22 protein-coding genes are annotated in these 21927 nt (G+C 64.4%); 13 read left to right on the top strand and 9 right to left on the bottom strand.

What is annotated here, in order from left to right; translation table 11 throughout:
• Positions 1-9: 9 nt before the first annotated feature.
• Both HNQ39_RS06405 and HNQ39_RS06400 read right to left on the bottom strand, forming a co-directional pair.
• Positions 10-1344, bottom strand: a complete 1335-nt coding sequence (locus HNQ39_RS06405; protein WP_184193111.1) for a sigma-54-dependent transcriptional regulator — start codon at positions 1342-1344, stop codon at positions 10-12.
• Positions 1345-1347: 3 nt separating this feature from the next.
• Positions 1348-2709 carry an ATP-binding protein gene (locus HNQ39_RS06400; RefSeq protein WP_184193110.1) on the bottom strand — a complete coding sequence of 454 codons (1362 nt, stop codon included), beginning with the start codon at positions 2707-2709 and terminating at the stop codon, positions 1348-1350.
• Between the two features lie 76 nt (positions 2710-2785).
• Between HNQ39_RS06400 and HNQ39_RS06395 the strand changes: the two genes are divergently transcribed.
• The 3 genes from HNQ39_RS06395 (at position 2786) to HNQ39_RS06385 (ending at position 4842) form a co-directional block, all read left to right on the top strand.
• On the top strand, positions 2786-3559 hold the full coding sequence (locus tag HNQ39_RS06395) for a methyltransferase domain-containing protein (protein ID WP_184193109.1): 774 nt from the start codon (positions 2786-2788) through the stop codon (positions 3557-3559).
• Positions 3560-3620: 61 nt separating this feature from the next.
• Positions 3621-4136 carry a RuvC family protein gene (locus HNQ39_RS06390; protein WP_184193108.1) on the top strand — a complete coding sequence of 172 codons (516 nt, stop codon included), beginning with the start codon at positions 3621-3623 and terminating at the stop codon, positions 4134-4136.
• A gap of 142 nt (positions 4137-4278) precedes the next feature.
• Positions 4279-4842: a Uma2 family endonuclease gene (locus HNQ39_RS06385; protein WP_184193107.1), complete on the top strand. Its 564-nt coding sequence runs from the start codon at positions 4279-4281 to the stop codon at positions 4840-4842.
• 20 nt (positions 4843-4862) lie between these two features.
• Here HNQ39_RS06385 and HNQ39_RS06380 read toward each other — a convergent pair whose 3' ends face one another.
• Positions 4863-6080, bottom strand: a complete 1218-nt coding sequence (locus tag HNQ39_RS06380; RefSeq protein ID WP_184193106.1) for an FAD-dependent oxidoreductase — start codon at positions 6078-6080, stop codon at positions 4863-4865.
• A gap of 37 nt (positions 6081-6117) precedes the next feature.
• Here HNQ39_RS06380 and HNQ39_RS06375 point away from each other — a divergent pair, with 37 nt between their 5' ends.
• The 7 genes from HNQ39_RS06375 to HNQ39_RS06345 all read left to right on the top strand — a co-directional run bounded on the left by HNQ39_RS06375 (position 6118) and on the right by HNQ39_RS06345 (position 11617).
• Positions 6118-7059: a hypothetical protein gene (locus HNQ39_RS06375; RefSeq protein ID WP_184193105.1), complete on the top strand. Its 942-nt coding sequence runs from the start codon at positions 6118-6120 to the stop codon at positions 7057-7059.
• 103 nt (positions 7060-7162) lie between these two features.
• Positions 7163-8368 carry a ParB/RepB/Spo0J family partition protein gene (locus HNQ39_RS06370; RefSeq protein WP_184193104.1) on the top strand — a complete coding sequence of 402 codons (1206 nt, stop codon included), beginning with the start codon at positions 7163-7165 and terminating at the stop codon, positions 8366-8368.
• A 10-nt stretch (positions 8369-8378) separates the two neighbouring features.
• Positions 8379-9140, top strand: coding sequence for a hypothetical protein (locus HNQ39_RS06365; protein WP_184193103.1), 762 nt, complete (start codon positions 8379-8381; stop codon positions 9138-9140).
• 19 nt (positions 9141-9159) lie between these two features.
• Positions 9160-9495: a translation initiation factor Sui1 gene (locus HNQ39_RS06360; RefSeq protein WP_221289832.1), complete on the top strand. Its 336-nt coding sequence runs from the start codon at positions 9160-9162 to the stop codon at positions 9493-9495.
• A gap of 141 nt (positions 9496-9636) precedes the next feature.
• A complete protein-coding gene (locus HNQ39_RS06355; RefSeq protein WP_184193102.1) occupies positions 9637-10158 on the top strand; it encodes a sigma-70 family RNA polymerase sigma factor in 522 nt (173 codons plus the stop codon).
• The gene (locus HNQ39_RS06350) at positions 10148-10774 is read left to right on the top strand and encodes an anti-sigma factor family protein (protein WP_184193101.1); all 627 of its coding nucleotides are present in this window, start codon (positions 10148-10150) and stop codon (positions 10772-10774) included. Before HNQ39_RS06355 ends, HNQ39_RS06350 begins: the two co-directional genes overlap by 11 nt.
• The gene (locus tag HNQ39_RS06345; protein ID WP_184193100.1) at positions 10775-11617 is read left to right on the top strand and encodes a hypothetical protein; all 843 of its coding nucleotides are present in this window, start codon (positions 10775-10777) and stop codon (positions 11615-11617) included.
• 33 nt (positions 11618-11650) lie between these two features.
• Here the strand turns inward: HNQ39_RS06345 and HNQ39_RS06340 are convergent, their stop codons facing one another.
• From HNQ39_RS06340 to HNQ39_RS06315, 6 genes are read right to left on the bottom strand one after another with little or no spacing between them, the layout of a single operon-like run.
• Positions 11651-13006 (bottom strand): hypothetical protein, encoded by a 1356-nt coding sequence (locus HNQ39_RS06340; protein WP_184193099.1) that lies wholly within the window; start codon positions 13004-13006, stop codon positions 11651-11653.
• Positions 13007-13010: 4 nt separating this feature from the next.
• Positions 13011-14099: a Gfo/Idh/MocA family oxidoreductase gene (locus tag HNQ39_RS30505; RefSeq protein WP_184193098.1), complete on the bottom strand. Its 1089-nt coding sequence runs from the start codon at positions 14097-14099 to the stop codon at positions 13011-13013.
• Between the two features lie 2 nt (positions 14100-14101).
• The gene (locus tag HNQ39_RS06330; protein WP_184193097.1) at positions 14102-15670 is read right to left on the bottom strand and encodes a DHA2 family efflux MFS transporter permease subunit; all 1569 of its coding nucleotides are present in this window, start codon (positions 15668-15670) and stop codon (positions 14102-14104) included.
• A complete protein-coding gene (locus HNQ39_RS06325; protein ID WP_184193096.1) occupies positions 15667-17313 on the bottom strand; it encodes an HlyD family secretion protein in 1647 nt (548 codons plus the stop codon). The genes HNQ39_RS06330 and HNQ39_RS06325 overlap by 4 nt, the downstream gene beginning before the upstream one ends.
• The gene (locus tag HNQ39_RS06320; RefSeq protein ID WP_184193095.1) at positions 17310-18578 is read right to left on the bottom strand and encodes a TolC family protein; all 1269 of its coding nucleotides are present in this window, start codon (positions 18576-18578) and stop codon (positions 17310-17312) included. The genes HNQ39_RS06325 and HNQ39_RS06320 overlap by 4 nt, the downstream gene beginning before the upstream one ends.
• On the bottom strand, positions 18575-19183 hold the full coding sequence (locus HNQ39_RS06315; RefSeq protein ID WP_184193094.1) for a TetR family transcriptional regulator: 609 nt from the start codon (positions 19181-19183) through the stop codon (positions 18575-18577). Before HNQ39_RS06315 ends, HNQ39_RS06320 begins: the two co-directional genes overlap by 4 nt.
• A 113-nt stretch (positions 19184-19296) precedes the next feature.
• Between HNQ39_RS06315 and HNQ39_RS06310 the strand changes: the two genes are divergently transcribed.
• From HNQ39_RS06310 to HNQ39_RS06300, 3 genes are read left to right on the top strand one after another with little or no spacing between them, the layout of a single operon-like run.
• A complete protein-coding gene (locus tag HNQ39_RS06310; RefSeq protein ID WP_184193093.1) occupies positions 19297-20322 on the top strand; it encodes a sugar kinase in 1026 nt (341 codons plus the stop codon).
• A 3-nt stretch (positions 20323-20325) separates the two neighbouring features.
• Positions 20326-21381: a HEAT repeat domain-containing protein gene (locus HNQ39_RS06305; protein ID WP_184193092.1), complete on the top strand. Its 1056-nt coding sequence runs from the start codon at positions 20326-20328 to the stop codon at positions 21379-21381.
• Complete coding sequence (locus HNQ39_RS06300) at positions 21371-21925, top strand: GNAT family N-acetyltransferase (protein WP_184193091.1); 555 nt, start codon at positions 21371-21373, stop codon at positions 21923-21925. The genes HNQ39_RS06305 and HNQ39_RS06300 overlap by 11 nt, the downstream gene beginning before the upstream one ends.
• Positions 21926-21927 lie beyond the last annotated feature (2 nt).

Genomic DNA, 21927 nt, shown 5'->3' with positions numbered 1-21927 from the left:
GTTTCGTTCTTATCCGTTCACCACTTTGAGCTGCGGCTGTCCCTCTTGCCGGTGCTGGGGCTCCGTCTCCTGCACCAGGGCCTCGGGGAGGGCATCGAGCTCGATCCGTTGCGCATCGGGGGCCGACATCACCACGGCATACTCCACGACATTTTGTAGCTCGCGGATATTGCCGGGCCAGTGCTGCCGCGCCAGACACGCCAGCGCCTCGGGGGAGAAGCCCAGCGGAAAGGCCTTGCCGTTGTCGCGCGCGATCTTCTCCAAAAAGTGCAGTGCCAGCGCCGGGATATCGTCGCCGCGCTCCCGCAGAGGCGGAAGCCAGACCGGGACGACATGCAGCCGGAAGTAGAGATCCAGGCGGAAGCTGCCGTCTTGAACCGCCTGCCAGAGATCGCGGTTGGTTGCCGCAACTACCCGGACATCCACCTTGACGTTCTTCACGCCCCCGATTCGGCAGATCTCCCGCTCTTGCAGGGCCCGCAGTAGCTTTACTTGTGTCAGGTGCGGAATGTCCCCGATCTCATCCAAAAAGAGGGTTCCCCCATCGGCGAGCTCGAACTTTCCGGGCTTGGCCGCGGCGGCACCGGTGAAGGCGCTCTTCTCGTGGCCAAAGAGCTCGGACTCCAGGAGCGTGTCGGGGAGAGCGGCGCAGGAGATCGCCATGAAGGGGCCTTTTTTGCGCGGGCTTGCCTCATGGACCAGCCGCGCGGCCACCTCTTTCCCGGTCCCAGACTCCCCTAGCAGGAGGACGGTCGCCTTGCTTGCGCCCGCCGCCTTGAGCAGCTGGCTCGCCATCTTCTGGGTCGCGGGTGCGGAGCCGATCAGCGAGACATTGGGGATATTGACCAAGCTGGGGAGCGGAGCCGGGTTGGGCGCACTGGCCAGCACCGAGGCGGTCTTGCCCGTCCCGGGGGCGGAGCGGGTGATCGCCTCCAGGCTCACATCGGGGCCTGCGGCGAGGGCACGGTCCACGGCATCGCGCACCTGCTCCACATCAAAGGGCTTGGTAATGAAGTCAAACGCGCCCAGGCGCATCGCCTCGACCGCGGAGCGCACGGTCCCATGCCCGGAGATAATCAGCGCCCGGAGCCCCGGGTGGTGCTTGCGCACCGACTCCAGGACCTCCAGGCCGTTCATGTCCGGCATGAGGTAGTCCGTGATCAGCAGGTCTAGCTTGTGCTGCGCCTTGGCCTTGCGAATGGCGTCCCGGCCCCCGTCGGCCACGAGGACCTCGTGGCCATCCCGGGCTAGGACTGCGGATAGGACACGCCGCAGGTTGGGCTCGTCGTCCACGACCAGCACGGTCGCGCCGCTGGGTTTTATCTCGTCGTTCTCAGCTGCCATTCTCTATTGATCCTCAGTTTTTTGGGCATGGGGAAGACAGATCTCAAAGCACGCGCCACCCGCTGCATGGTTCTCCGCACGAACTGTCCCCCCTTGTGCCTCGATCGTCTTGCGTACCTGCGCCAGCCCTAGGCCCGTCCCACGGGCCTTGGTCGTGAAAAACGGCTCCCAGAGGTGCTCGATCACATCGCTGGGCAGGCCGGGGCCATTGTCCTCGACACGGAGCAACCAGCTCGCCTCTCTCGCCTCTAGGGTGAGGGTGATGCGGCTATCGATGCGTGTGTTTCCGACACTGGCCATCGCCTGGGCGGCGTTGATCAGCAGGTTACGGAGCGCCCGCCCGAGCTGCGCGGCATCCACCTGCACCGGGGCTTCGTCGATTTTATAAAACTCCTGCACCTGGGAGCAGCCAAGGCGTGCCAGCTCCTCGCGCAGGAAGCTCACCTCGCTCCGGACAATATCGACGAGGTTGTGCTCGTAGAGTGCAGGCGGGGTTGGCCGCGCAAACTCCAGCAGATCCGTGGTGAGCTTGCCGAGCCCATTGACTTCTTCCACAACGATGTTCAGAAAATCACGAACGGTTTCATCTTTGCTGTCTTGGAGGAGAAACTGTGCCGCGCCCTTGATCGAGCCGAGCGGGTTGCGCAGCTCATGGGCGATGGTCGCAGCGAACTGCCCCATCGCGGCCAGTGCCCGTGAGCGCTCCATCTCGCGCTCCAGCTTGGCCTGGTCTTTCGCCGCCTGCGTGAGATCGTCGATTGTCTGGCGCTGGGCGATCACGGCCCCGGCTTGGGCGGCAAAGAGGGAGAAGACCCGCAGGTCGCTCTCGGTGTACTGGGTGGCGGGGGCGTGGCGGGAGACACATAGGACCCCAAGCGCCTCGTTGGTGACTCCCAGCAGCGGCGCACAGAGCGCGCTCTCCACCTCGGGGCGCTTGGCGATATCGCCCTCGGCGAGGAGGGGGTGGGTGTGGGGATCGCGGTTGACCAAGATCGGCTGGCGTGTCTCCGCGACCCGCCCGGCGATCCGCTCCCCTACCAGAAGGGTGACAGAGTCCGAGACATCGTTGGGCAGCCCGACCGAGGAGACCATGTGCAGCAGATCGGTCCCCCGCTCGCGCAGGAAGACCGAGCCGGTGTGGGCATCCAGTGCCGCCACAGCCCGCTCGGTGACATTTTTCAGGAGCCGCTCCAGGTCGGTGTGGGCGGCGGAGCGCCAGAGCTCGTAGAGGGCCGCCAGCTGCCGCTCCCGTCGCTCCAGCTCCGCCACAGCGGGGGAGGGCTGGAGCGGGTGGGTCGCGACCATCCCCACGGGACGGCGGGTCTTGACGCGTACAGTTGTCTGTCTTTTTACTATCTCGGCCATCGGTGAAATTGCCTGTCTCTCTGGTAGTTTCGGCAGGTTTGCCGCAAGAATGGAGAGGAGGGCGTATAATTTAGCCGTGTCTCAGGTAAATCAGTACCAGTCTCTCCCCGCGATCTACGATGCGCTCATGGCCGGGGTCCCCTACAGCGTCTGGCTCTCTCGGATGGAGCGTGCGGTGCGCGAGCGGGATCGAAGCCCAAAGTCTGTGCTCGATGTCGCGTGTGGCACGGGGGCGATCACCGAGCTCCTCTACCGGCGCGGGTACCGGCCGCTCGCCGGCTTTGATATTGCCCCGGAGATGATCCAGATCGCCCAGACCAAGGCCAGCTCCAAGCGCTACGAGATCCCCTACCATGTCGCCGACCTCGCCGAGCTGGACTTGGGCGGGCAGCAGTTCGACTGGCTGGTGAGTGTCTTCGACTCCCTCAACTATGTCACGGAGCCCACGCGCCTGCGCGAGGGGCTCCAGCGCCTCTTTGCCCACACCGCTCCGGGGGGAGTCTTCACCTTCGATATGAACGCCGCCTACGCCCTGCGCCATGGGCTCTTCACCCAGCACGAGAAGAACGGCCCGATCGAGCACGACTGGAAGTCGCACTGGGACGAAGAGACAAAGCTCTGTCGGGTGGAGATGGACTTCTGGGTGACCGATCCGCACACCAACACCCGCCGCTACTTCCACGAGACCCACCAGCAGCGGGGCTACACCCTGGCGGAGATGCGGCTCTGGCTCACGGAGGCGGGCTGGACACAGATCGAGGTCTTTGGCAACTACGGCGATAAAGCCCCCAACTCCCGCTCCGACCGCTGGCTCTTCGTTTGCGAGAAATCAAGATTGGAATCGTTATAGTGACCGCTACGGTAGAAATGCAGTTCGCCACAAAAAATTTGTAGAAACGAAATGCCCACAAATGATTGAATTCGCAGATGAACATATGGTTAAGGGGCGTGCAACTGAGGCGCTCGCAGCTTATCAAGAAGCTTGGTCGCACATGGCTGGCCAACTTGACGTTATACAACAAGTGTGGTTATTGCTTTCGATCGCAAATTCGGCCATTCGTGCAGGAGACTTTGAAGAAGCGTTCGATGCGCTATCTGCTCTTCTGGAAGATTACTCCACATCAGGTGTCGTTATTGGCAACCCGCTTTTTCACTTACTGGTTGGCCTATGCTGTCACGGGCTCCAGGAGGATCCCGATGCTGAAGTTGACAATTTTGCTCGCGCACTGATATGTGGTGGGCAGGAGATGTTTGTACAAGAAGACCCCAAGCATCTACATAAAATTAAGACAGTTTTAGAACCACCTGCTGAAACGGGGACATGGGATGGGTACAATGGCTGCTCTCGTGACTTGTTGAATGGCGCGACGGGCTATCTTCGAAAGATGCTCACGGAGAAAATTGGTACGCCTCCCCCTTATCAATGATGAGATTAGCGAGCTGACCACCCAACGGAGCACTACATTTCAGAATACGAGCTGTTGCACGCAGGGCCACAAGCAGCGCAGCGGAGACCGTCAGCACCACTACCGGCAGGGAGATGGCAGTTTAGGGAGGTACAATACCGCCATGGCTGGACAGAAAGTCCCCCTCCTCCAACCCGACGAGTACCTTGCCTGGGAGAAGACCCAGAAAGAAAAACACGAGTACATCTCAGGCGAGATACTGGCAATGGCCGGTGCCAGCTACCCTCACAATGTCTTGGTCGCCGAAGCGGTTCGCCTGCTAGGAAACGCTCTGGCAGCGAGCGCGTGTGTCACCCTATCCTCGGATCAGAGAGTGCGGATTCGAGAGGCGGGGCCGTTCTTCTACCCCGATGTGAGCGTCGCCTGTGAGCCCTTTCTGGACGACGAGAGCTGTCTGCGAAATCCGGTGGTGATTATCGAGGTGCTCTCAGACTCGACCGACCACTACGACCGGGGAGAGAAGTGGAGCCACTACCGCCAGCTTCCTTCCCTGCGGCACTACGTCCTGCTATCCCAGAAAGAGACGCTGGCGGAGCACTACAGCCGCGCATCTGGGGAGCAAGCGATCTGGCAGTTTGTCGAGCTCCGTGGCCCGGAGGCGCTCCTTGACTTGGTCGCCCTGGACACACAGCTCCCCCTCGGTGCGCTCTACCGCCGCCTGGAGTAGCGTGGGGCCGGCGGGTAGGCTTATCCGTGGGCAGCGAGGATCACCCTCGCCGCACTCTCTCCCGAGCGCAGCGCGCCCTCGATACTACTCGCCTCGGTGAACTCTGCGGCAAAGTAGGTATGGGGCAACGCGGTGACAGTGCCGGGGAGAGTCGTGGCCACGCCCCGCGGCTGCGCAAACTGGGCGTAGGGAGTCCGGTAGGCACGCAGGGGCCGGTAGGTCGCCAGCGCCGACTGTGCCGATCGATCCCCCATAAACATGCGGTGCAGGTCCGCCAGAGCAGCGGCAAAGAGCGCCTCGTCGTCTTGCTCGGGCACGCCTAGCACCACGGCCGCCAGCAGGCACTCGCCGTTGGGGGCGTACTCGGGGATGGTGTTGGTCAGAAGGGCAGCATGGTTGACAACGGGGTCCTGGTTGGCGTGGAGCAGGAGCCGCTTTCCCTGCCAGAGGGGAACTTTGCCCGCAAAGTAGAGCGTGGTCACCCCCACCGCGCCCGTCGGGGTCGACAGCCCGGTCAGTCGCGCTGCCTCGGGTGCCTCGGTCGCCACGACCAGCGCATCGGCATCCAGCGACGAGAGACTGCTAACGGGGGACTCAAGGCGAATCTCCAGGCCGTCGGCGAGCTGCTGGGCGAGGGCACCCATGCCCCGTGCCGGAAGCGACGCCTCACCCTCTGCCAGCATCTTCCAGCAAAACTGAAACACCCGCGCCGAGGTCTGGAGGCTCCGGTCCAGGAAGATTCCCCCAAAGAACGGGCGGATAAAGTTCTCCACAAAGAGCGGCGAGAACCCACGGCGCTTAAGAAACCGCTCCGTGGTCTCATCGGGGCCGTCGAGGAGCGCGGAGAGTGGCTTGGCCCCGACCTCGCCTGAGAGCCGCCAGGTCCGCCACTTATCGAGCGGTGTGACAATCCCGGTGAGCACCGACGGCAAGAGTGCCTCGGGGTCGCGGGCGGGGTCGGCGAGGGTGTGGCGGCGGTCTCCCTGGGCGATCAGCGCCCCTGGAGCGAACGCCCGCAGGTCCAGCGCGTCGTAGCGCAGCTGGCGCTGCGCCGCGGGGTAGGCAGTAAAGAACACCTGGAAGCCCCGGTCGAGCGTGAAGCCCTCCACGGTATCGGAGCGCACCCGCCCCCCGATCCCATCGGACTTCTCATAGACCACGACCTCCACCCCCGCCTCTTGGAGCAGGCGTGCACTTGTCAGCCCCGCCAGCCCCGCCCCCACGACAATCACTTTCACGGCGTTATTGTACCGGGGCTTTAGGTACAATCCCGCTATGTTCCCCCTCCCCCCTGGCCCCCCCGCGTTTTTCGGCCCTCTGCCGGTTCGGCTCCAGACCGCCCTGAGCGGTGCGGCCACGCAGCTAGAGCCCGAGGTTACCGCGCCCCTCGCTGCGGGAGCCCGGCAGGTGCGTGTGCGGCTCGATATCGGCAACAATGCCATCTACCATGGGACGGTCAGCCGCTCGATCTACGACGACTCCGAGGTGCAGAACCTGCGGTTTGGCGAGGCCTTTGGCACGAGCTGGGGTGAGTGGAGCTGGCAGGCGAGCGTGGTCCAGCGCACCGGGGGGATCCTGGATCCCCTTATCCGTTTCTGGCATGAGAATGTTGTCCCCTTCAATGACCCGTACTTTAAGAATGTCCCCAATGGCCAGGTCAAGGGCGAGGTCTACGACAGTGCGTCACTCTTTTCCTACAGTGGCTCGGCGGCGGCGCTAACCCAGGTGACCCTTGCGGCAAAGCGCCCCCTGGCTCCGGGCATCTCGGGGCGGGTGGTGGTCAAGCTTCCCGTGAGCGGGCGGAGCCTCTTTCTCGATAGTGGCACTCTCGACCTGGGAGCGGGTCTGCTGGGGGAGCGTGCGCTCACCCGGCGCTGGCGGCTCCATGGGAACCTCAACCTCGTGCGGGCGGGCGCGACTACCTTTGGGACGCTCACCGGGGGCTCGCGCTGGCTCACGGGGAGCACCCTCGCGGCGGAGTTTGCGAGCTCGCCCCGCACCAATCTCGTGGTTCAGCTAGAGGACACAGCCTTCCCCTACGAGCGTGATCTTCGTGGCAGGAGTGGGCGGCGCCAGCAGACAAGCTTTGGTGCCTGGGTCCAGCAAGACGCCAGCACGCGCTGGCATGTCTCGTTCTCGGAGAATATCTACCCCTTCCTGGTGACAAGCTACACCCCCGATGTCATGGTCTCGCTGGGATTTATTCGAGTGCGCTAAGCAATCCCCGTGAAAATTACGGAAATCAGCCTAAGGATTCTTGCTGTATACCCGACCATATAAGACCAGATGGACTGCAAAGTCCACGGGGAGCCTTGCTTCTATGTCGTTTCAGTTTCTGCCATTAGAGAAAATACGTGCAGCGGAGGATCAGCCGCGCAAGACATTCTTCCAGGAATCTCTGGAAGAGCTCGCTGCCTCGATCAAGGAACGCGGTGTCCTTGAGCCCATTGTCGTCCGGCCTCACAAAAAGTACCCCGGCTTCTATGAGATCATCATGGGAGAGCGTCGTTTCCGCGCCAGCCAGCTGGCCAAGATGGAGACGATCCCGGCGGTCATTCGTGAGATGAACGATGAGGACGCCGCTGCGGATGCGCTTCTGGAGAACTTCCAGCGGGAAGACCTGAACGCCATTGAGAAAGCCCGAGCGATTCAGGGCCTGCTCAAGTTCATGTCCTACGAGAAGACCGCACGGACCTTGGGGGTCTCGGACACCACCATTCGCCGCTTGCTGGACCTCCTGGAGCTTCCCGAGGCGATCCAAGCGGAGCTCATCACCCGCCCCGGCACCCTACCGGTCTTTGGGGAGGGGCACGCCCGTGCTCTCCTAGCGCTCAACAGCGACCCCCAGACCCAGATGCGCCTTGTCGAGAAGATCAAGTCCGAGAAGATGGGAGTTGGAGCGCTGGATCAGATCATCCGCGCCATCCAGCAGTACCCCACCAAGAAAGAGATCTTCCTGCGGGTCTCCGGCTCGGTCGCCGACCAGATGATCCGCTCGTTCCGTGCAGGAGAAGAGAAGGCCAAGCCCTACAAGGGGCAGACCGCCAAGGATCACATCAAGGGGATCGACCGCAAGATCAATGACCTCTCCGATACCCTCGATGCCCGCGTTGTCGACTTTATCTCGGTGGAGGAGATGAACCACTTGCTGGCCTCCCTCACCCAGATGACCAAGCAGATCGAGTCGTTCTCGGGCAAGGTTCGCCAGGCCCTGGAGAAAAAAGACTACGGCTTCCGCGAGGTCTATATCCACTGCCCGCTCTGTGGCCGAATCGAGCTGGTGGGCGCGGTGCGCTGCTCCATCTGCTGGACCGTGCTACGGCGCTGTACAGACTGCGGCAACTACGATGCTGCCAATGGTCGCTGCTCTGTCTTTACCAAGGAAGTGAGTGCGGATGAAGCGGAGGCTCCCCGGGAGTCGTCGCTCTCCTACCGCTGTGTCGAGTATCGCCCCAAGTTCGCTCCCAAGGGTCTCCCTGTTGTTGGGGAGAGCCGTGGGGGTGGTGCAGGGCTTAGAAAGTTCTAGGTAGAGTTCGATGCGAATTGGACAGAAGCTCCGTGAGGCCATCACCTCCAGCTTTATTGAAGTGCGGCTGGACGAGGACACCCCCGCGCCTGTCGTGCCCGTGGCAGCGACACCGGTCGCCCTGCCCGAGCTCGTGCCCCAGCAAGTCGTCGCTCCCGAACCGGAGCCCGTGCGGGAACCCGAGCCCGATCCGCTCGCGCCCCCGGATATCTCTGCCACCATCACGCCCGACGGTAACCTCAACGATCAGGTGATCTACGGGAGCGCCAACCTCTCTCAGGCCCCCTTCACGGCGGAGCAGGCGATCGAGGTGCTGATCGAGATGCCCTACGGGGTCACGGCGCGTGGGCGCTGCCAGGCGATGGAGCAGGCGATCTCCGTGACCACCAATGATCCGTCGAGCGCCGGCCACCTGGTGGTGAGCGATGCCGCCCAGAAGATGGTCGCCCTCAACCAGTACCTGACCCGCAACCGCGAGCAGCTCAAGACCTTCCGCCGCAATATCGCTGAGGAGATGGAGCGCCTCCACGAGCGCCTCAACCAGCTTCGCATCCTGGTCGATGAGACCAACGCCAACCACCAGGCCCTCGAAGAGGCAGCTCGTGTCCGGGTGGATAACCTGACCGGTGTGATCGCCTTCTTCGATGAGTTCCAGGCCTACCTGCGCCAGCAAGAGGAAGAGAACAATCCCCAGGAGACCGGTGAGTTGCCTGCCTACCTGCGTGAGGACACGGCGCGCAAGCTCCTGAAGATCGACAAAGAAGCCGCCTGAGTGTGATATAGTTCCCCCTGTGGGACTTGTCTACTCCACCGAAAAAGGCCGCCTCTGCCCCGACTGCGGCGAGGCGGTGTGTGTCTGTAAAAACAACCCCGTCCGTCCCCTCGGCGACGGGGTTGTTCGCGTGGGGCGGGAGACCAAGGGCCGCAAGGGCGCGGGCGTGACCACGATCTCCGGGCTCCCCCTCGACGATACCGCGCTGGCGGGGGTCTGCACCCAGCTCAAGAAGCGCTGCGGCACGGGTGGGACCGTCAAAGACGGCATCATCGAGATCCAGGGCGACCACCGAGACCGTATCGTCGCGGAGCTAACCACACAGGGCTACCGGGTGAAACGCGTCGGGGGGTAGCCAGTTTGGGAGCGTCTCCCCGCGCCCACGGGGCGCTCTCTCCTATTGTGCCGGGGACTTTCAGCCCCCGCACAAAAATAAAAAGCTCCTGCCCGAATAAACTCCGCGCCGCGCGTATCTAAGCTTGCGATGGAGTGTGATGTGGCCTGGAGTCCCCAGAATGCAAGAGAGACGCAGCGGCAGGCGGCGTTTGCTCGGCTCTGGGAGCAGGAGCGGGAGCGGGTCTGGCGGCTGAGTGTGGCGCTCTCGGGGAGCCGCGACGATGCCGATGACCTGACCCAGGAGGTGGGAGTGCGGGCTCTAGAGGGCTTTGGCCGCTTCCGCGGGCTCTCGTCGGCCTCCACCTGGCTCCATCGCATCACCGTCAATGTCGCCCTGCGCCATCGTGAGCGGCGGCGAGAGAGTGTGGCTCTGGACACAGACGCCGCCTCCGGAGAGGTCGGCCCCGAGCGGCAGGCTGTCCACGCCGACACGCTCCAGCGCACCCAGGCCGCTATCGAGCGCCTCCCCGATGAGCTCCGCACGCCTTTGGTGCTGGTCGCTTGGGAAGGGCTCAGCTACAAGGAGATCGCAACCCTCATGGAGATTCCGATAGGGACGGTCATGTCGCGCTTGCACACCGCGCGGCAGCGACTGAGAAAGGAGCTCGGCGATGCGCTGTAGTCCCGTCCTCGTAGGTGCCCTCGCCGATGGCGAGCTGCGCGGCTGGCGTGCCTGGCGCGTGCGCCGCCACCTAGCGCACTGTCCCGCCTGCCAGCAAGAGCTCACGGCACTGGAGGGCCTCAACCAGACCCTCGGCCAGGTATCCCCGCTACCGGCACGCCAGCCGATCCCTCGTCCCATTGGAACTGTCCGGCCCACCCTCGCGGCGCTCGCGCTGGCCTGTACGGCAGCGGCTCTTGTCGTGCGCCTGCAGGTCCCCTTGGAGGCCGAGCTCCCCCAGGAGACGCCTCGGCCTGTTGCGGTGCCGGTGCGCCCGTCCCCGCCCTCCCCCCGCCAAGTGGCCCTCGTGCCGCCCCACGCGGTTGTCTCCAAGATGCCGTCCTCCGCGCCGCGCCACGTGCGGCGCAAGCGGTACCGCCGGCCAATTGCCGTAGCCAAGGCGACGCCCCCGCCTAAGCCCGAGACCGAGCAGATCATCGTGATCGCCACAGTCATGCCCCCGCCGGAGCCTGTCACGGTTGTTCTTGACAACAACGACGACGACGGCGGGACAATCCATATTGAATCCACCATCCCTGCGGCCTACGTGGTCGCGATGCAGAAAGAACAAAACTAAATGCGAACCTTTCCTCTTCTTTTTCTGGGGCTTGCCCTCCTTGCCCCGCTGACCGCCTCTGCACAGGAAGCACCCGCCGAGGCTCCTGCAGTTCTCCTCGGCCAGCGCGCCGCTGCCCCTGCCAAGAACCCAAACCTTCCTGTCTCCGTAAAGGATAAAACCACCAAGCAAGCCCGTGAGGCGCTGGAGAAGACCAAGATCGACCTGGAGCTCCGAAATGCAGAGCCCGAGCAAGCCTTCCAGCAGCTCATCAAGCAGATCGGGGTGGACTACGATATCGACACCGCGTTCTACCCGTTTGGCGGAACCGAGATGGACCTGCCCGAGCGCGCTCTGAACATGAAGCTCACCAAGGCATCGGCGGCGCGTGCCCTCGACTCGTTCTGCCAGGCACTCGGGATCGGCTGGTGGGCGGAGAAAGTCGACGATACCGTGATGGTGCATGTCGTCAAGCTCCAGGGGACGATGGGCAAGATGGACATGCTCGCCACCCTCGGGGTCAATGTCCCCATGATCGCCGCGCAGGCCGCACGTGGTGCGGAGCTTGGCATCGCGATGGCGGGGCTGGACATGGGGCTCTTGCCTAGCAAGCTGGTCAAGGCCGATGCAACCTCACCGCGTGATGTCAAGACCCTGATCGAGGACCTGTGCAAGCAAGCGGGCTTGGTCTTTGCGATCGACAGCGACGTTCCCAGCGCCAGCAAGGTCCTCGCCTTTGAGAATGTCCCGATCAAGACCGCTCTAGAGACACTCTGCGCCACGGCCAACCTGAGCATGAGTGTCTCGAAAAAAGGCGAGAAGACCGTTGTCACGTTCTCCAAGGCGGAGGGGCACAAGGAGTAGCCTTCCACGCCCCCTTCCCCCCACGTGTGGGGGCTAGGGGGCGAGCCGGGCGTCGGTGTCGCGGATGATGCTACTGACCGCGGTTTTATTGAAGCCCTTGAAGCCTTCCCAGCGCTGGAGAATCTCCAGGTGGCTGCCCAGAGCGCCGGTCGTGGCGAACTTCTCGGCCTGCTCGCTCGTGAGGTGCCCTGCGGCAACCAGCGGCGCGAGGCGCTCGTGGGGAACGAGCCAGGGCTCCCCGACCGTGAAGGCTTGCCAGAGCATCGGCAGGTCGGTGAAGGGGGCCATGACACCAAACCCCGCGACAAGGGCATCGTCTTTGACTTTTTGGCAGAGAAACTCACACTCGATATGGTGCATCCCCGCCCGCGCAATCGACGAGCCATGGAGCGCGCACCAGAGACCGATGGTTCCCAGGGTCGTGCGGGGGGCCAGCTCCACGGCAGCGAAGTCCAGGTCCAGCTCCTCCGGGGCGATATCGACATCGGCGAAGATCACGACCCGGCTCTCGGGGTGCTCTAGGACCTGTGCCCCCCACCCCGCCTCGGCACCCGCGTAGAAGCGCTCGCGGCAGAGAAAGCCCATCGCCACAAAGAGCCGGATCAGCGCGGGAAAGGCGGCGCGGGAGCAGCGGTAGGTGTGGTGGTCGTGGTTGGCCCAGCCGATCCCCACGGCCTCCTGCCGGGCATACTGCCAGCGCGCCGCGGCGTTGCGTGCCAGGTAGTAGACCCGCTCCGCCGCAAAGAACTCCTCGGTCGCCCGGCCACGGCCCAGCACGGCGGCATGTTTCTCAAACAGTGCTTGGGCTGCCGCAATCGTGGCGAGCTCGTCGTCGGTGCGGGGCCGCTGCGCAAAGTCAGTGCGGGCGGCGTCAAGGCCATCAGGGGCAGGCTGCGGCGCAAAGCCGCGGTAGCCAACACGGACAATCGGCATGAGCTCCCCATGGGGCAGAGTGAGGTGGGCACACTGGTAGCCCGAGTCGTTGTCGCCGTGGCAGGCCTCGATGGCGAGGTCATTCTTCGCCGCAAACGCCGCGATACTCTCGACACCAAGAGCCAAACACGGCGTCGTCCGCTTGGCCTTCACCCGGAGCCGCGGCAGGCGTGCGCCCGGATGCTCCCAGACCTCATCGCCCTCGGGGAGCGTCGTTTTCACCAGCCCCAGCGCCTCCCAGTGCTCCGTCAGGCCCTCACTTGGCGGCAGAATCCAGTGATCCACTAAGGCAAGAATATCCACCCCAGCATCCTCGGCGAGGCGCTGGGCCAGCTGCGCGACAAGCGGGTTCTGGTCGGCGAAGCGGGTAAAGAGCTCCTGGAAATACGCGGCTGCCTCGGGGCAGCGCGGCCAAGGGCCAGCGGTGTTTTCGGTTGGTGTCGAGGGCGTACTCATGGGTTTAGTGTACCCAGATGTGCCCCCTGCGTATCGCCTCGGCGGCTTCTTGGTAGCGGACGCCATCATGGAAAGTCAGGTACGGGGCGTGTGGCTCTCCGCGAATGTCGGCGACAAAGTCTTGGGCAAGGGCGGCCCAGCGGTCCTGGCAGCCGCCGTCGAGGGCGGGGAGAGCGGCGGTGAGGCGCGACGGGATGGGAAGCTCTTTTCCATCCAAGAAGATACGAAAAGCGGCCTCGCCGTCGGCGATCAGGGTACCTCGCTCACCGACAAGACGGAGCTGTCCCGCGGTGACCGAGGGGCCCGAGACCAGCGCGACCGAGACCTCTCCAGTGGGGGTATCGAAGCGCAGCTGGGCTTCGTACGATGTATCCGCATCGCACTCTCGCCACTCGGCCTGCGCGAGCTCATCGGGAGTGAGCGTGTCGGCGCGAGCGCCCCAGTCGCGGAAGTCGTGGATGCCGGGGAGAACCGGGGCTTGGGAGATGGCAAAGGCGGCCTTGCCGGTCGCGGCGCAGACGGGACCGGCGAGGACACGCTCTAAGATCGAGAGCAGGTGAGGGAAATGCCCATTGAGGAGCCCACCGCCCTGCTCCAGCGAGAGCGCCCACGACCAGGGCAGGGGCGGCGCAAGGTGAGCACGAACCTGGTAGGTTGCCTTTGTGATCGCCCCGATGGTCCCCTGCGCCACGAGCTCGGCCAGCCAGACAACACTGGGATCGTAGCGCCGGGTTGCGGCAAAGGCATGGCGTAGGCTGGTGCTCTCCACAAGAGAGCAGAGCGCCCGTGCCTCCGCGGTGGTGGTCGCCAGCGGCTTGTCGCAGTAGAGGTGGCAATCAAGCGCCACAGCGGCTTCTATCACGTCGCGGCGGAGGGCAGCGGGGGTGGCGAGGGCGATAATCTCGGGGCGCAGGCGCTCCAGGGTCGCGCACCAGTCCGTGGAGGCATGTGGCACGCCCAGTGCGGTGGCACGTGCCTCCACAACGGGCAGCTCTCGCCCACAGAGCGCGACCACCTCGACACCCGCGTGTTGCAGGGCGCGGGTGTGCCCCTCCCCCGCAAAGCCCGCTCCGATCACCACCGCCCGTAACACAGCTAGTGGCCTCCGCCCCCACCGCCGCGGCCCGTCTGGGCCGGGACGGGACGTTTGAATCGTAGCACGATAGGTGCAGCGGCGGCAAAGCTAAGCAGGATCAGGAAGAAGCCATCGTTGAAGCCCATGGTCTGTGCCTGAAGCCCGACCTGCCGCGCGATCCCGCCCAGTGCGGCCCCCTTGGCGAGCACGGGGCTCATCCCATGGGCCACCAAGTTCGCGGCAAGGGCCGACTGGCGCTCGGCGAGGGCGGCGTTTCCCGCGTGGAGCGACTCGGAGAGCATGGCCTGGTGGAAGCGGGTCTGGTTGGTCAGGTAGGTGCCAAGGATCGCGATCCCCAGCGAGCCGCCGAGCTGGCGTGTCAGCGAGATCAGCCCCGCCGCCTGCTGCACTTCCTGGGGCTTGAGCACGGAGAAGGCGATCTGGTTGATCGGGGTGAAGAGAAAGCCTAGCCCAAAGCCGCGGATAATCAACGTGAAGGTCAGGCTGTCGGTGCCGATCAGGGTCGAGAGGTGCCCTAGGTTCCACATCGAGAAGCAGAACAGGATCATCCCAATCCAGATCAAGACCCGCGGGTCGGCCTTGCCTTGGAGACGTCCACAGATCAGCGCGGAGACCATGGTCGCAAAGCCGCCGGGCATGAGCGAGAGCCCGCTGGCCGTGGGAGTCAGCCCGAGCACGAGCTGGGTGAAAAGCGGGTAGAGGAAGATCCCGCCGTAGAGCCCAAAGCCCAGCACCAGAAAGAGCACGAGTGTGGCGCGGAGCTGCTGGTTCTGGAGCACCTTGAAGTCCACGACCGGCGCGGTGTTCTTGGGCGAGAGCTGCCAGAAGACCAGCGCGACCAAGGCGATAGTCCCAATCGCGGTGAGCTTGACGATCAGCTCGCTCTGGAACCAGTCGTCCTTGTTGCCCTCTTCCAGGACATACTGCAGGCACCCCAGCCCCACGGTCAGCAGGCCAATCCCCAGCCAGTCCGCCGGCCGCTTGCCACGGCCAAACGGCGAGTCCTCCAGAAACGCGGTCACGGGGAGCAGTGCCAGCAAGCCGAGGGGAATGTTGATGTAGAAGATCCAGTTCCAGTTGTAGTTGTCGGTGATCCAGCCTCCGAGGGTCGGGCCGACTGTCGGGGCGACCACGATCCCGATCAGAAAGATCGCCTGGACAAGGCCTTGCTCTTGCGGGGGAAAGATCTCCCGGAGGGTCGCCTGCGCGGTCGAGAGGAGCGCGGCGCCGCCCGCCCCTTGGAGGATGCGGAAGAGGATCATCTGCCCCAGCGTGGTCGAGGTCCCACAGAAGAACGAGGCGACAATAAAGAGCACGATAGACGCGATGAGGTAGTTGCGCCGCCCAAAGCGCCCCGCCAGGAACGCCGTCATGGGCAGCACGACCACGTTGGAGAGGATGTAGCCGGTAGCCACCCACGCGATCTCCTGTGTGGTCGCGTTGAGGTTCCCTGCCATCTGGGGCAGCGAGACATTGACAATGGTGGTGTCGAGCACCTCCATCACCGCCGATGCCCAAAGCCCCAGCAGAATCCACCACCGGTACGGGCTAACCGTGCTTGGCATCATTTCTTGCCGTCCCAGCCCTTGAGGATGCGCTCGGAGTGCTCGGTTTTATCCGCGGTATCGACCACAGCGACACAGCTCATGCCCTGGGAGAGGCCGTCGAGGTCCCCATCGAGGGCGATTCTGACGGGGATGCGCTGGACCACCTTAGTGAAGTTGCCGGTCGCGTTGTCGGGGGGGAGCAGGCTCATGGTTGCGCCGGTCGCGGCCCCGATCACCGCGACATGGCCGATAATGGTCTTGTTGGGTAGCGCGTCTACGTGGACCGTCACCGGCTGCCCGATCCGAAGGTCGCGCACCTGGGTCTCCTTGAAGTTCGCGGTCAGCCAGACAGTCTTGCCCTGGGTCAGGGTGAGGATGGTCTGGCCTGGCGCGAGTGCCGCCCCGACATTGGCCGTCTTCTTCACGACAATCCCAGCCGTGGGCGAGCTGAGGGTGGTGTTGGCGAGTGCCTTGCGTGCACTGGCGACCTGCGCGGCGGCCTGGTCCACCTGGGTCTTGGCGGCGTTGACTGCCTCGCGCTTGGCGGTTACCTGGGACTGTCCCGCGTTGGCCGTGGCGAGCTCGGCGGCGAGCTGAGGATTTTGTGCGGTGGTCGCGGCGAGGTTTCCGGCCTGCACCGCCACTTGGCCGCCGCCTGCCCGCGCCAGCCCGACTCCGGCCTCCGCCACCTTCGCCTGCTCCTTCGCGGCCTGCGCGGCCTGGGTTGCAGCGGCGTGGGCGGCGCGTGCTTGGAGAACCTGAGACTCGACACTCTTCACCTGCGACGCGGCCTGCTCCACCTGGGACTCAGCCTGTGCCACCTGCGACTGCGCCTGCGCCACTTGCTCCTTTAGCGCCGCGAGGTTGGACCGTGCCCCCTCGGCCTGGGAGTGGATCGCCTCGAACTGCTGGCGCGTCACGGCGTCTTTTTCCAGCAGCCCCTTGTAGCGTGCCTCGTCGCGGCTGGTCTTCTCGACATCGGCCTCGGCACCCGAGAGGCGCGCGGCGATCACGTCCACGCCCTTTCGCGCGGTCTCGACTGCTCTCTTTGCTCCGGCCAGCCCGGCACGGGCGGTATCGGCCTGTGCCTCCAGCTGGTGGACCGTTGCGGCGGCCGCCTCGGCCTGCAGCCCGACCTGCGCGGCCTGGGCCTTTGCGGCGGCGAGCTGCCGCTGCGCTTGAGTGAGCTGGCTGGTACTGGTCTTGTCCGCGAGGGCGACCTGGGCCTGCGCGCTCTGGGTACGGGCTTGCTGGATCGCCTCGGCGGAGCGGGCACGCTGGATCGCGGCATCGGTCGAGCGGCTCTGGAACTCCAAATTCGCAATGGCCTGTGGCACCTGGCTCTTCATCGCCGCGAGCGCTGCCTCCGCCTGAGCGAGCGCGGCCTTTTGCGAGTCACTGTCCAGGGTTGCCAGGAGCTGCCCCTCTTTCACTTCATCGCCCTCCGAGACCGTGATCGCCGAGAGCGTGCCACCGATCACCGGGCTGACATTTACCAGGTTCCCCGTGAGGTAGGCATCGTCGGTCTGGACATGCGTCCGGCCCCAGACGTACTGCTGCGCGCCATAGACCGCGCCACTGCCCAGCACGAGGACCAGCAGAATCAGCGGCACGGGCGAGCGGCGCTTGGGGGTCTCTGGGGTAGGAACGGGTGCTTGACTCATCTTGTTTTCTCTCCTATGGCGCTCTCAAAGCGGGCGCGGGCGCTGTGGTAGTCGTAGAGGGCATCGACTGCGGCGTTCTCGGCACGGACAAGCGCGGCCTGGGCATCGCTGAGCTCTAGAAAGAGCCCCACTTGCCCGGCGTAGCGCACCTGGGCCAGATCGCGGGCGGCGCGTGCCTGCTCGGCGGCGGCGCGTGCGGTCTCGATCTGCTTCAGGGCGGTGCGTAGGTTCAGGTAGGCCTGCCGGGCCTCCAGCGCGGCGTTGCCCTTGGTGATCCCCACCAGCCCCTGCGCGCTCTCCGCCCGCAGCCGGGCTTCGTCGGTGCGAGCCCGGGTGAGCCCCCCATCGCTGAGCGGGATGTTCAGCGAGATTCCCACCGCCGCAGTGCGCTGGCGGGGGTACTGGAACGATGTGGTTGGGTAGTAGTTCCCCGTTGCCTGGAGCGCGACACTGGGCTTGTCAGCCACCCGCGCCAGGGTCACGCCGAGCTCGGTCGCACGGGCCAGGGTCTCCGCCTGCAAGACATCGTCGCGGCTCTCGGCGAGCCTGTTGACCGTGGTCTCGTCGGGGAGGTCGGGGACGGTCGCCACGTGCTCTAGCTCGATCTTGGTGTCGAGCGGCAGGTGCACCGCATCGTTGAACGCCGCCCGAGCCACGGCTTCGCCGTTCTTGGCGACCTCGACCGCTTGCTCGGCCTGGACCAGTGCGGTGTTGGCGCGGAGCAGGTCCACTTTCTGGCCGATGCCGCCGTCGAAGAGGGTCTGTGCCTGCTTCTGCTGCGCCTGTGCCGCCGTCAGCGCCGCCGCGGCCACGCTCACCTGGTCGCGTGCCTTGAGCAGGCCAAAGTAGGTCAGCCGGGCTTGGAGCGTCTTGGCGCGCACCGCTCCCTCCACCCCAAACGTATCCGCGAGGCTCTGGAGCCGCGCCTGGCTGGTCGCGGTACGTACCTGGCCGTAGAGGTCGAGCCGCTGCGCCAGCGTGATCGCGAGAGTCTCGGTGTGATCGGGCAGGGCGGTGAAGGGCGCGGCTCCGGGCGTGAAGACAATCCGAGTCGGGCTGTCGAAGCGCAGGGCGCTGGCACTGGCCGAGAGGGTCGGCTTGAGCGCCGTGGCCGTGGCATCCGCGCGCTTGCTATCGGCCTCCACGGCGCGCTTGGCGTTCTTGACACTCGTGCTCCGCTCCAGCGCCTGGGCCACCGCCCGCTCCAGCGTGAATCTCTCGACTCTCTCTTGGGGCGCTTCCTGCACCCAGACTATCGGTATCACTTTTCTCTCCTCAAACCATGGATCAGAACCGTCACCAGGGTCTCTACCAGCGTGTCGGACGTGACCGCTCCACTGCGGAGCAGGTCGTCGTAGTCCGGGTCCCGGACCACACTGACAAAGGCCTGGAGCGCGGTGCGGGTATCCAGGTCCACGGCGATCTCGCCACAGGCCTTTCCCGCCTCGACAATCTCGCCCAGGTTGTCCATCATCTGCCGAAATGCCGCCTGGTACGCCGGGTTGGTGCGGATCACCGCCACGGGCGCGCCGCCAAACGAGACCATCCGACGCTCAATAAACTTGCTCCGCAGCGCCCAGCGAAAGTAGGTCTCCAGCCGCGCGAGTGGGGAGAGGGTCGGGTCGAGCTGTGCCAGACTCTCCTGGCCGCGCTGGATATTGCGCACCACCGAGGCTACCGCGATCGCCTCTTTATTGGGAAAGTGGGCGTAGAGGGTCGGCTTGGTCACCCCCGCCCGTGCCGCGAGCGCATCCATGGTCAGCGCCTCGTAGCCGGTCTCCAGGGTCAGCTCCCGCGCCGCATCGAGAATGGCATCGGCGCGCTGCTGCCGCTGGCGCTCACGCAGGCTCTCACAAATCACTTTACTCACCAGTTAAATTTTTTACCGCAGAGTAAATCATTTGTCAAATAAATCTGAGCGAAGCGAACGGCCGAAGACCCCATAGCCGGACGATTTCCGTCCTGGCGTTGTACAATAGCCCCATGAAACGAGTCGTTACCTTCGGCGAGGTCATGCTTCGCCTCTGCCCTCCTGGCTACCTGCGCCTGCTCCAGGCCACGTCTTTAGAGATGACCTTCGGCGGTGCCGAGGTCAATGTTGCGGTCTCCCTGGCGCAGCTGGGCCTCGATGCCCGCTTTGTGACCCGCCTGCCCAAGAACGATGTGGCGCAGGCCTTTATCAACCAAGTGCGCGGCCTCGGCGTCGATACCACCAAGATCCTCCGGGGCGGCGAGCGCATGGGCGTGTATTTTGTGGAGAAGGGCGCGTCGCAGCGGGCCTCGACCGTGCTCTACGACCGGGCCAATAGCGCTATCGCCGAGATCACCCCAGACGAGCTAAACTGGGACGAGATCTTCGAGGGCGCGACCGCGTTCCATACCACCGGAATCACGCCCGCTCTCTCCGACAGCGCGGCGGCGGCGGCGATCGTGGGCGCGAAGGCGGCCAAGGAGCGCGGTATCTCGGTGAGCTGCGATCTTAACTACCGCAAGAAGCTCTGGAGCAGCGAGAAGGCCGGGAGAGTCATGGGCGAGCTGATGCCCTACGTGGACTGGTGCATCGCCAACGAAGAGGACGCGGAGACGGTCTTTGGGATCAAGGCGGCGGACACCAACCTCACCAGCGGCGCGCTCTCCCACGACGGCTATATCGAGGTCGCACAGAAGCTTGTCGCGCGTTTTCCCAACCTCAAGGGAGTCGCCATCACCCTCCGCGAGTCCTACTCCGCGAGCCGCAACGGCTGGTCCGGCATGCTCTACACCGACAGCACCGCGCACTTCTCCCGCCACTACGATATCGACATCGTAGACCGTGTGGGTGGCGGCGACTCGTTCGCGGCGGGCCTGATCTACTCGCTGGTCAATGGCAAGTCCGCCCAAGACGCCATCGAGTTCGCCATCGCCGCCAGCTGCCTCAAGCACTCGATTATCGGAGACTTCAGCTACATCAAGCTCGCCGAGGTCGAAACCCTCCTCAAAGGCGACGGCTCTGGGCGTGTCCAGCGCTAACCGATGATCACCGAGCTGATTTCTTGGCTCCGGGAGAAGGGCGCGCCCCTCCACCCCGGAGCCACCGACCAAGAGCTAGCCCAGCTCACCGAGGCGCTGGGTGCTCCCCTCCCCGACGACATTGTCGCCCTCTACCGTGACCACAACGGCATGGGGGAGTGGCTCTACTCCGAAGAGGAAGAAGACGAACACGAAGCAGATGAGGGATACGGCGGGCAGTTCTTCCGCCTGATGACCATTGCCGAAGTGTTGGACGTAGGCAATTTCATCTATGACGATCTCGCTTTCTCCGTTGCCCTCCGCGCGTGCATCCCTGACCGCTGGGGTTGTTTCTGGACCGACGATGAGTCTAACCATCTTTTTCTTTGGCTTGACGGGCCTCTCCAAGGTCGGGTCGGTCTGCTCATGCACGCCGATACCTGCTACCCGGTTCTCTTTCGTTCGCTAGAGTCGTTCCTTCGTGCTCAGAAACGTGCAGGCCATCGTGGCTTTGCTTATGGTGCCCTCACAGGCGACTATCCTCCTCAACAAACGACAGCTTCGCCGGTAGAAGAGCAAGGCGTCGTGGCTCAGCTCCAGTTACTACTGCAAGATGAAACAGACTCCGACGAGCGCCTGATGGCATCACGCTTGATCTGCCTTCTCCTGCCGTGGGAGCAAAGCGCCGAGCTCATCCCGCTATTGGACGATAGAGACTTCTACGTTGCAGAAGACGCTGCGGAGAGCCTGGGAAAACGCCGCTACGGCCCTGCGGTCGAGGCGCTACGACGGGCAATTCTTGCCAAGCGCCCCAATGTCCCCTCCGCCGCCGCCAAGGCGCTCTGCCAGATCGCGACACCTGAGGCCATTGAGGCGATCTTCGCCAGCCCCGCAGGCTACTTCCGCTCCGCAAGCGATCCCTGGAGGGTGGCGGAGGCAATGATAGAGGCAGGCTATCGGTTCCGGCCGGGGTCGCCCAAGCCCGAGTACTGCGCCCCAAGCTCGGATACCTGGCACCCGTTCACGTTTCCCTGTCCCAACAAGATTCTCTATCCCGAGAGATTCCAAGATGCCTCCTAAGCTCACGGAGACGCTGGAGACCCCGCGGCTCTGGCTGCGCTGGCCGGAGCCGGGGGAGGCGGCGATGGTGCTGGAGTCGATGGCGCACAGCTGGCCGGAGCTGACCCCGTGGCTCTACTGGACACGCACCGGGCTCCCGACTCTGGAGCAGTGCGCCCAGCGGCAGAGCGAGGCGCGGGACGCCAACGCGCAGGGTAAGGCACTGCACTTTAGCCTCTACCAGAAAGCCGACAGCGCGTTTGTCGGGAAGCTCTCGTTCTTTGAGATTGAGTGGGGCGTTCCCAAGGCGGGAGTCGGCTACTGGCTCGACACGCGTTTTGTGGGCCTTGGCTTGATGACCGAGGCAGTCCAAGAGCTCACTCGCTATGGGCTGGAAGAGCTGGGTTTGGCCCGCATTCAGCTCGACTGTGACCCACGAAATACCGCATCGGCGCAGGTTGCAGAGCGCTGTAGCTACCTCTACGAGGGCTGCTTAAAAAACTGGTCGCGTGATCTGACAGGAAACCTGCGGGATATGGCGGTCTATGCCCGTACACCGGTATAATT

It is taken from the genome of Armatimonas rosea, from assembly GCF_014202505.1.
GTDB lineage: Bacteria > Armatimonadota > Armatimonadia > Armatimonadales > Armatimonadaceae > Armatimonas > Armatimonas rosea.
The sequence above is the reverse complement of the archived record's forward strand: the minus strand, read 5'-3'. Positions and strand labels throughout refer to the sequence as shown.

Coding starts and splice junctions, on each gene's coding strand:
- HNQ39_RS06405 (WP_184193111.1), bottom strand. CDS start 1,344: ATGGCAGCTGAGAACGACGAGATAAAACCCAGCGGCGCGACCGTGCTG.
- HNQ39_RS06400 (WP_184193110.1), bottom strand. CDS start 2,709: ATGGCCGAGATAGTAAAAAGACAGACAACTGTACGCGTCAAGACCCGC.
- HNQ39_RS06390 (WP_184193108.1), top strand. CDS start 3,621: ATGATTGAATTCGCAGATGAACATATGGTTAAGGGGCGTGCAACTGAG.
- HNQ39_RS06385 (WP_184193107.1), top strand. CDS start 4,279: ATGGCTGGACAGAAAGTCCCCCTCCTCCAACCCGACGAGTACCTTGCC.
- HNQ39_RS06375 (WP_184193105.1), top strand. CDS start 6,118: ATGTTCCCCCTCCCCCCTGGCCCCCCCGCGTTTTTCGGCCCTCTGCCG.
- HNQ39_RS06370 (WP_184193104.1), top strand. CDS start 7,163: ATGTCGTTTCAGTTTCTGCCATTAGAGAAAATACGTGCAGCGGAGGAT.
- HNQ39_RS06365 (WP_184193103.1), top strand. CDS start 8,379: ATGCGAATTGGACAGAAGCTCCGTGAGGCCATCACCTCCAGCTTTATT.
- HNQ39_RS06350 (WP_184193101.1), top strand. CDS start 10,148: ATGCGCTGTAGTCCCGTCCTCGTAGGTGCCCTCGCCGATGGCGAGCTG.
- HNQ39_RS06345 (WP_184193100.1), top strand. CDS start 10,775: ATGCGAACCTTTCCTCTTCTTTTTCTGGGGCTTGCCCTCCTTGCCCCG.
- HNQ39_RS06340 (WP_184193099.1), bottom strand. CDS start 13,006: ATGAGTACGCCCTCGACACCAACCGAAAACACCGCTGGCCCTTGGCCG.
- HNQ39_RS06330 (WP_184193097.1), bottom strand. CDS start 15,670: ATGATGCCAAGCACGGTTAGCCCGTACCGGTGGTGGATTCTGCTGGGG.
- HNQ39_RS06325 (WP_184193096.1), bottom strand. CDS start 17,313: ATGAGTCAAGCACCCGTTCCTACCCCAGAGACCCCCAAGCGCCGCTCG.
- HNQ39_RS06310 (WP_184193093.1), top strand. CDS start 19,297: ATGAAACGAGTCGTTACCTTCGGCGAGGTCATGCTTCGCCTCTGCCCT.
- HNQ39_RS06305 (WP_184193092.1), top strand. CDS start 20,326: ATGATCACCGAGCTGATTTCTTGGCTCCGGGAGAAGGGCGCGCCCCTC.
- HNQ39_RS06300 (WP_184193091.1), top strand. CDS start 21,371: ATGCCTCCTAAGCTCACGGAGACGCTGGAGACCCCGCGGCTCTGGCTG.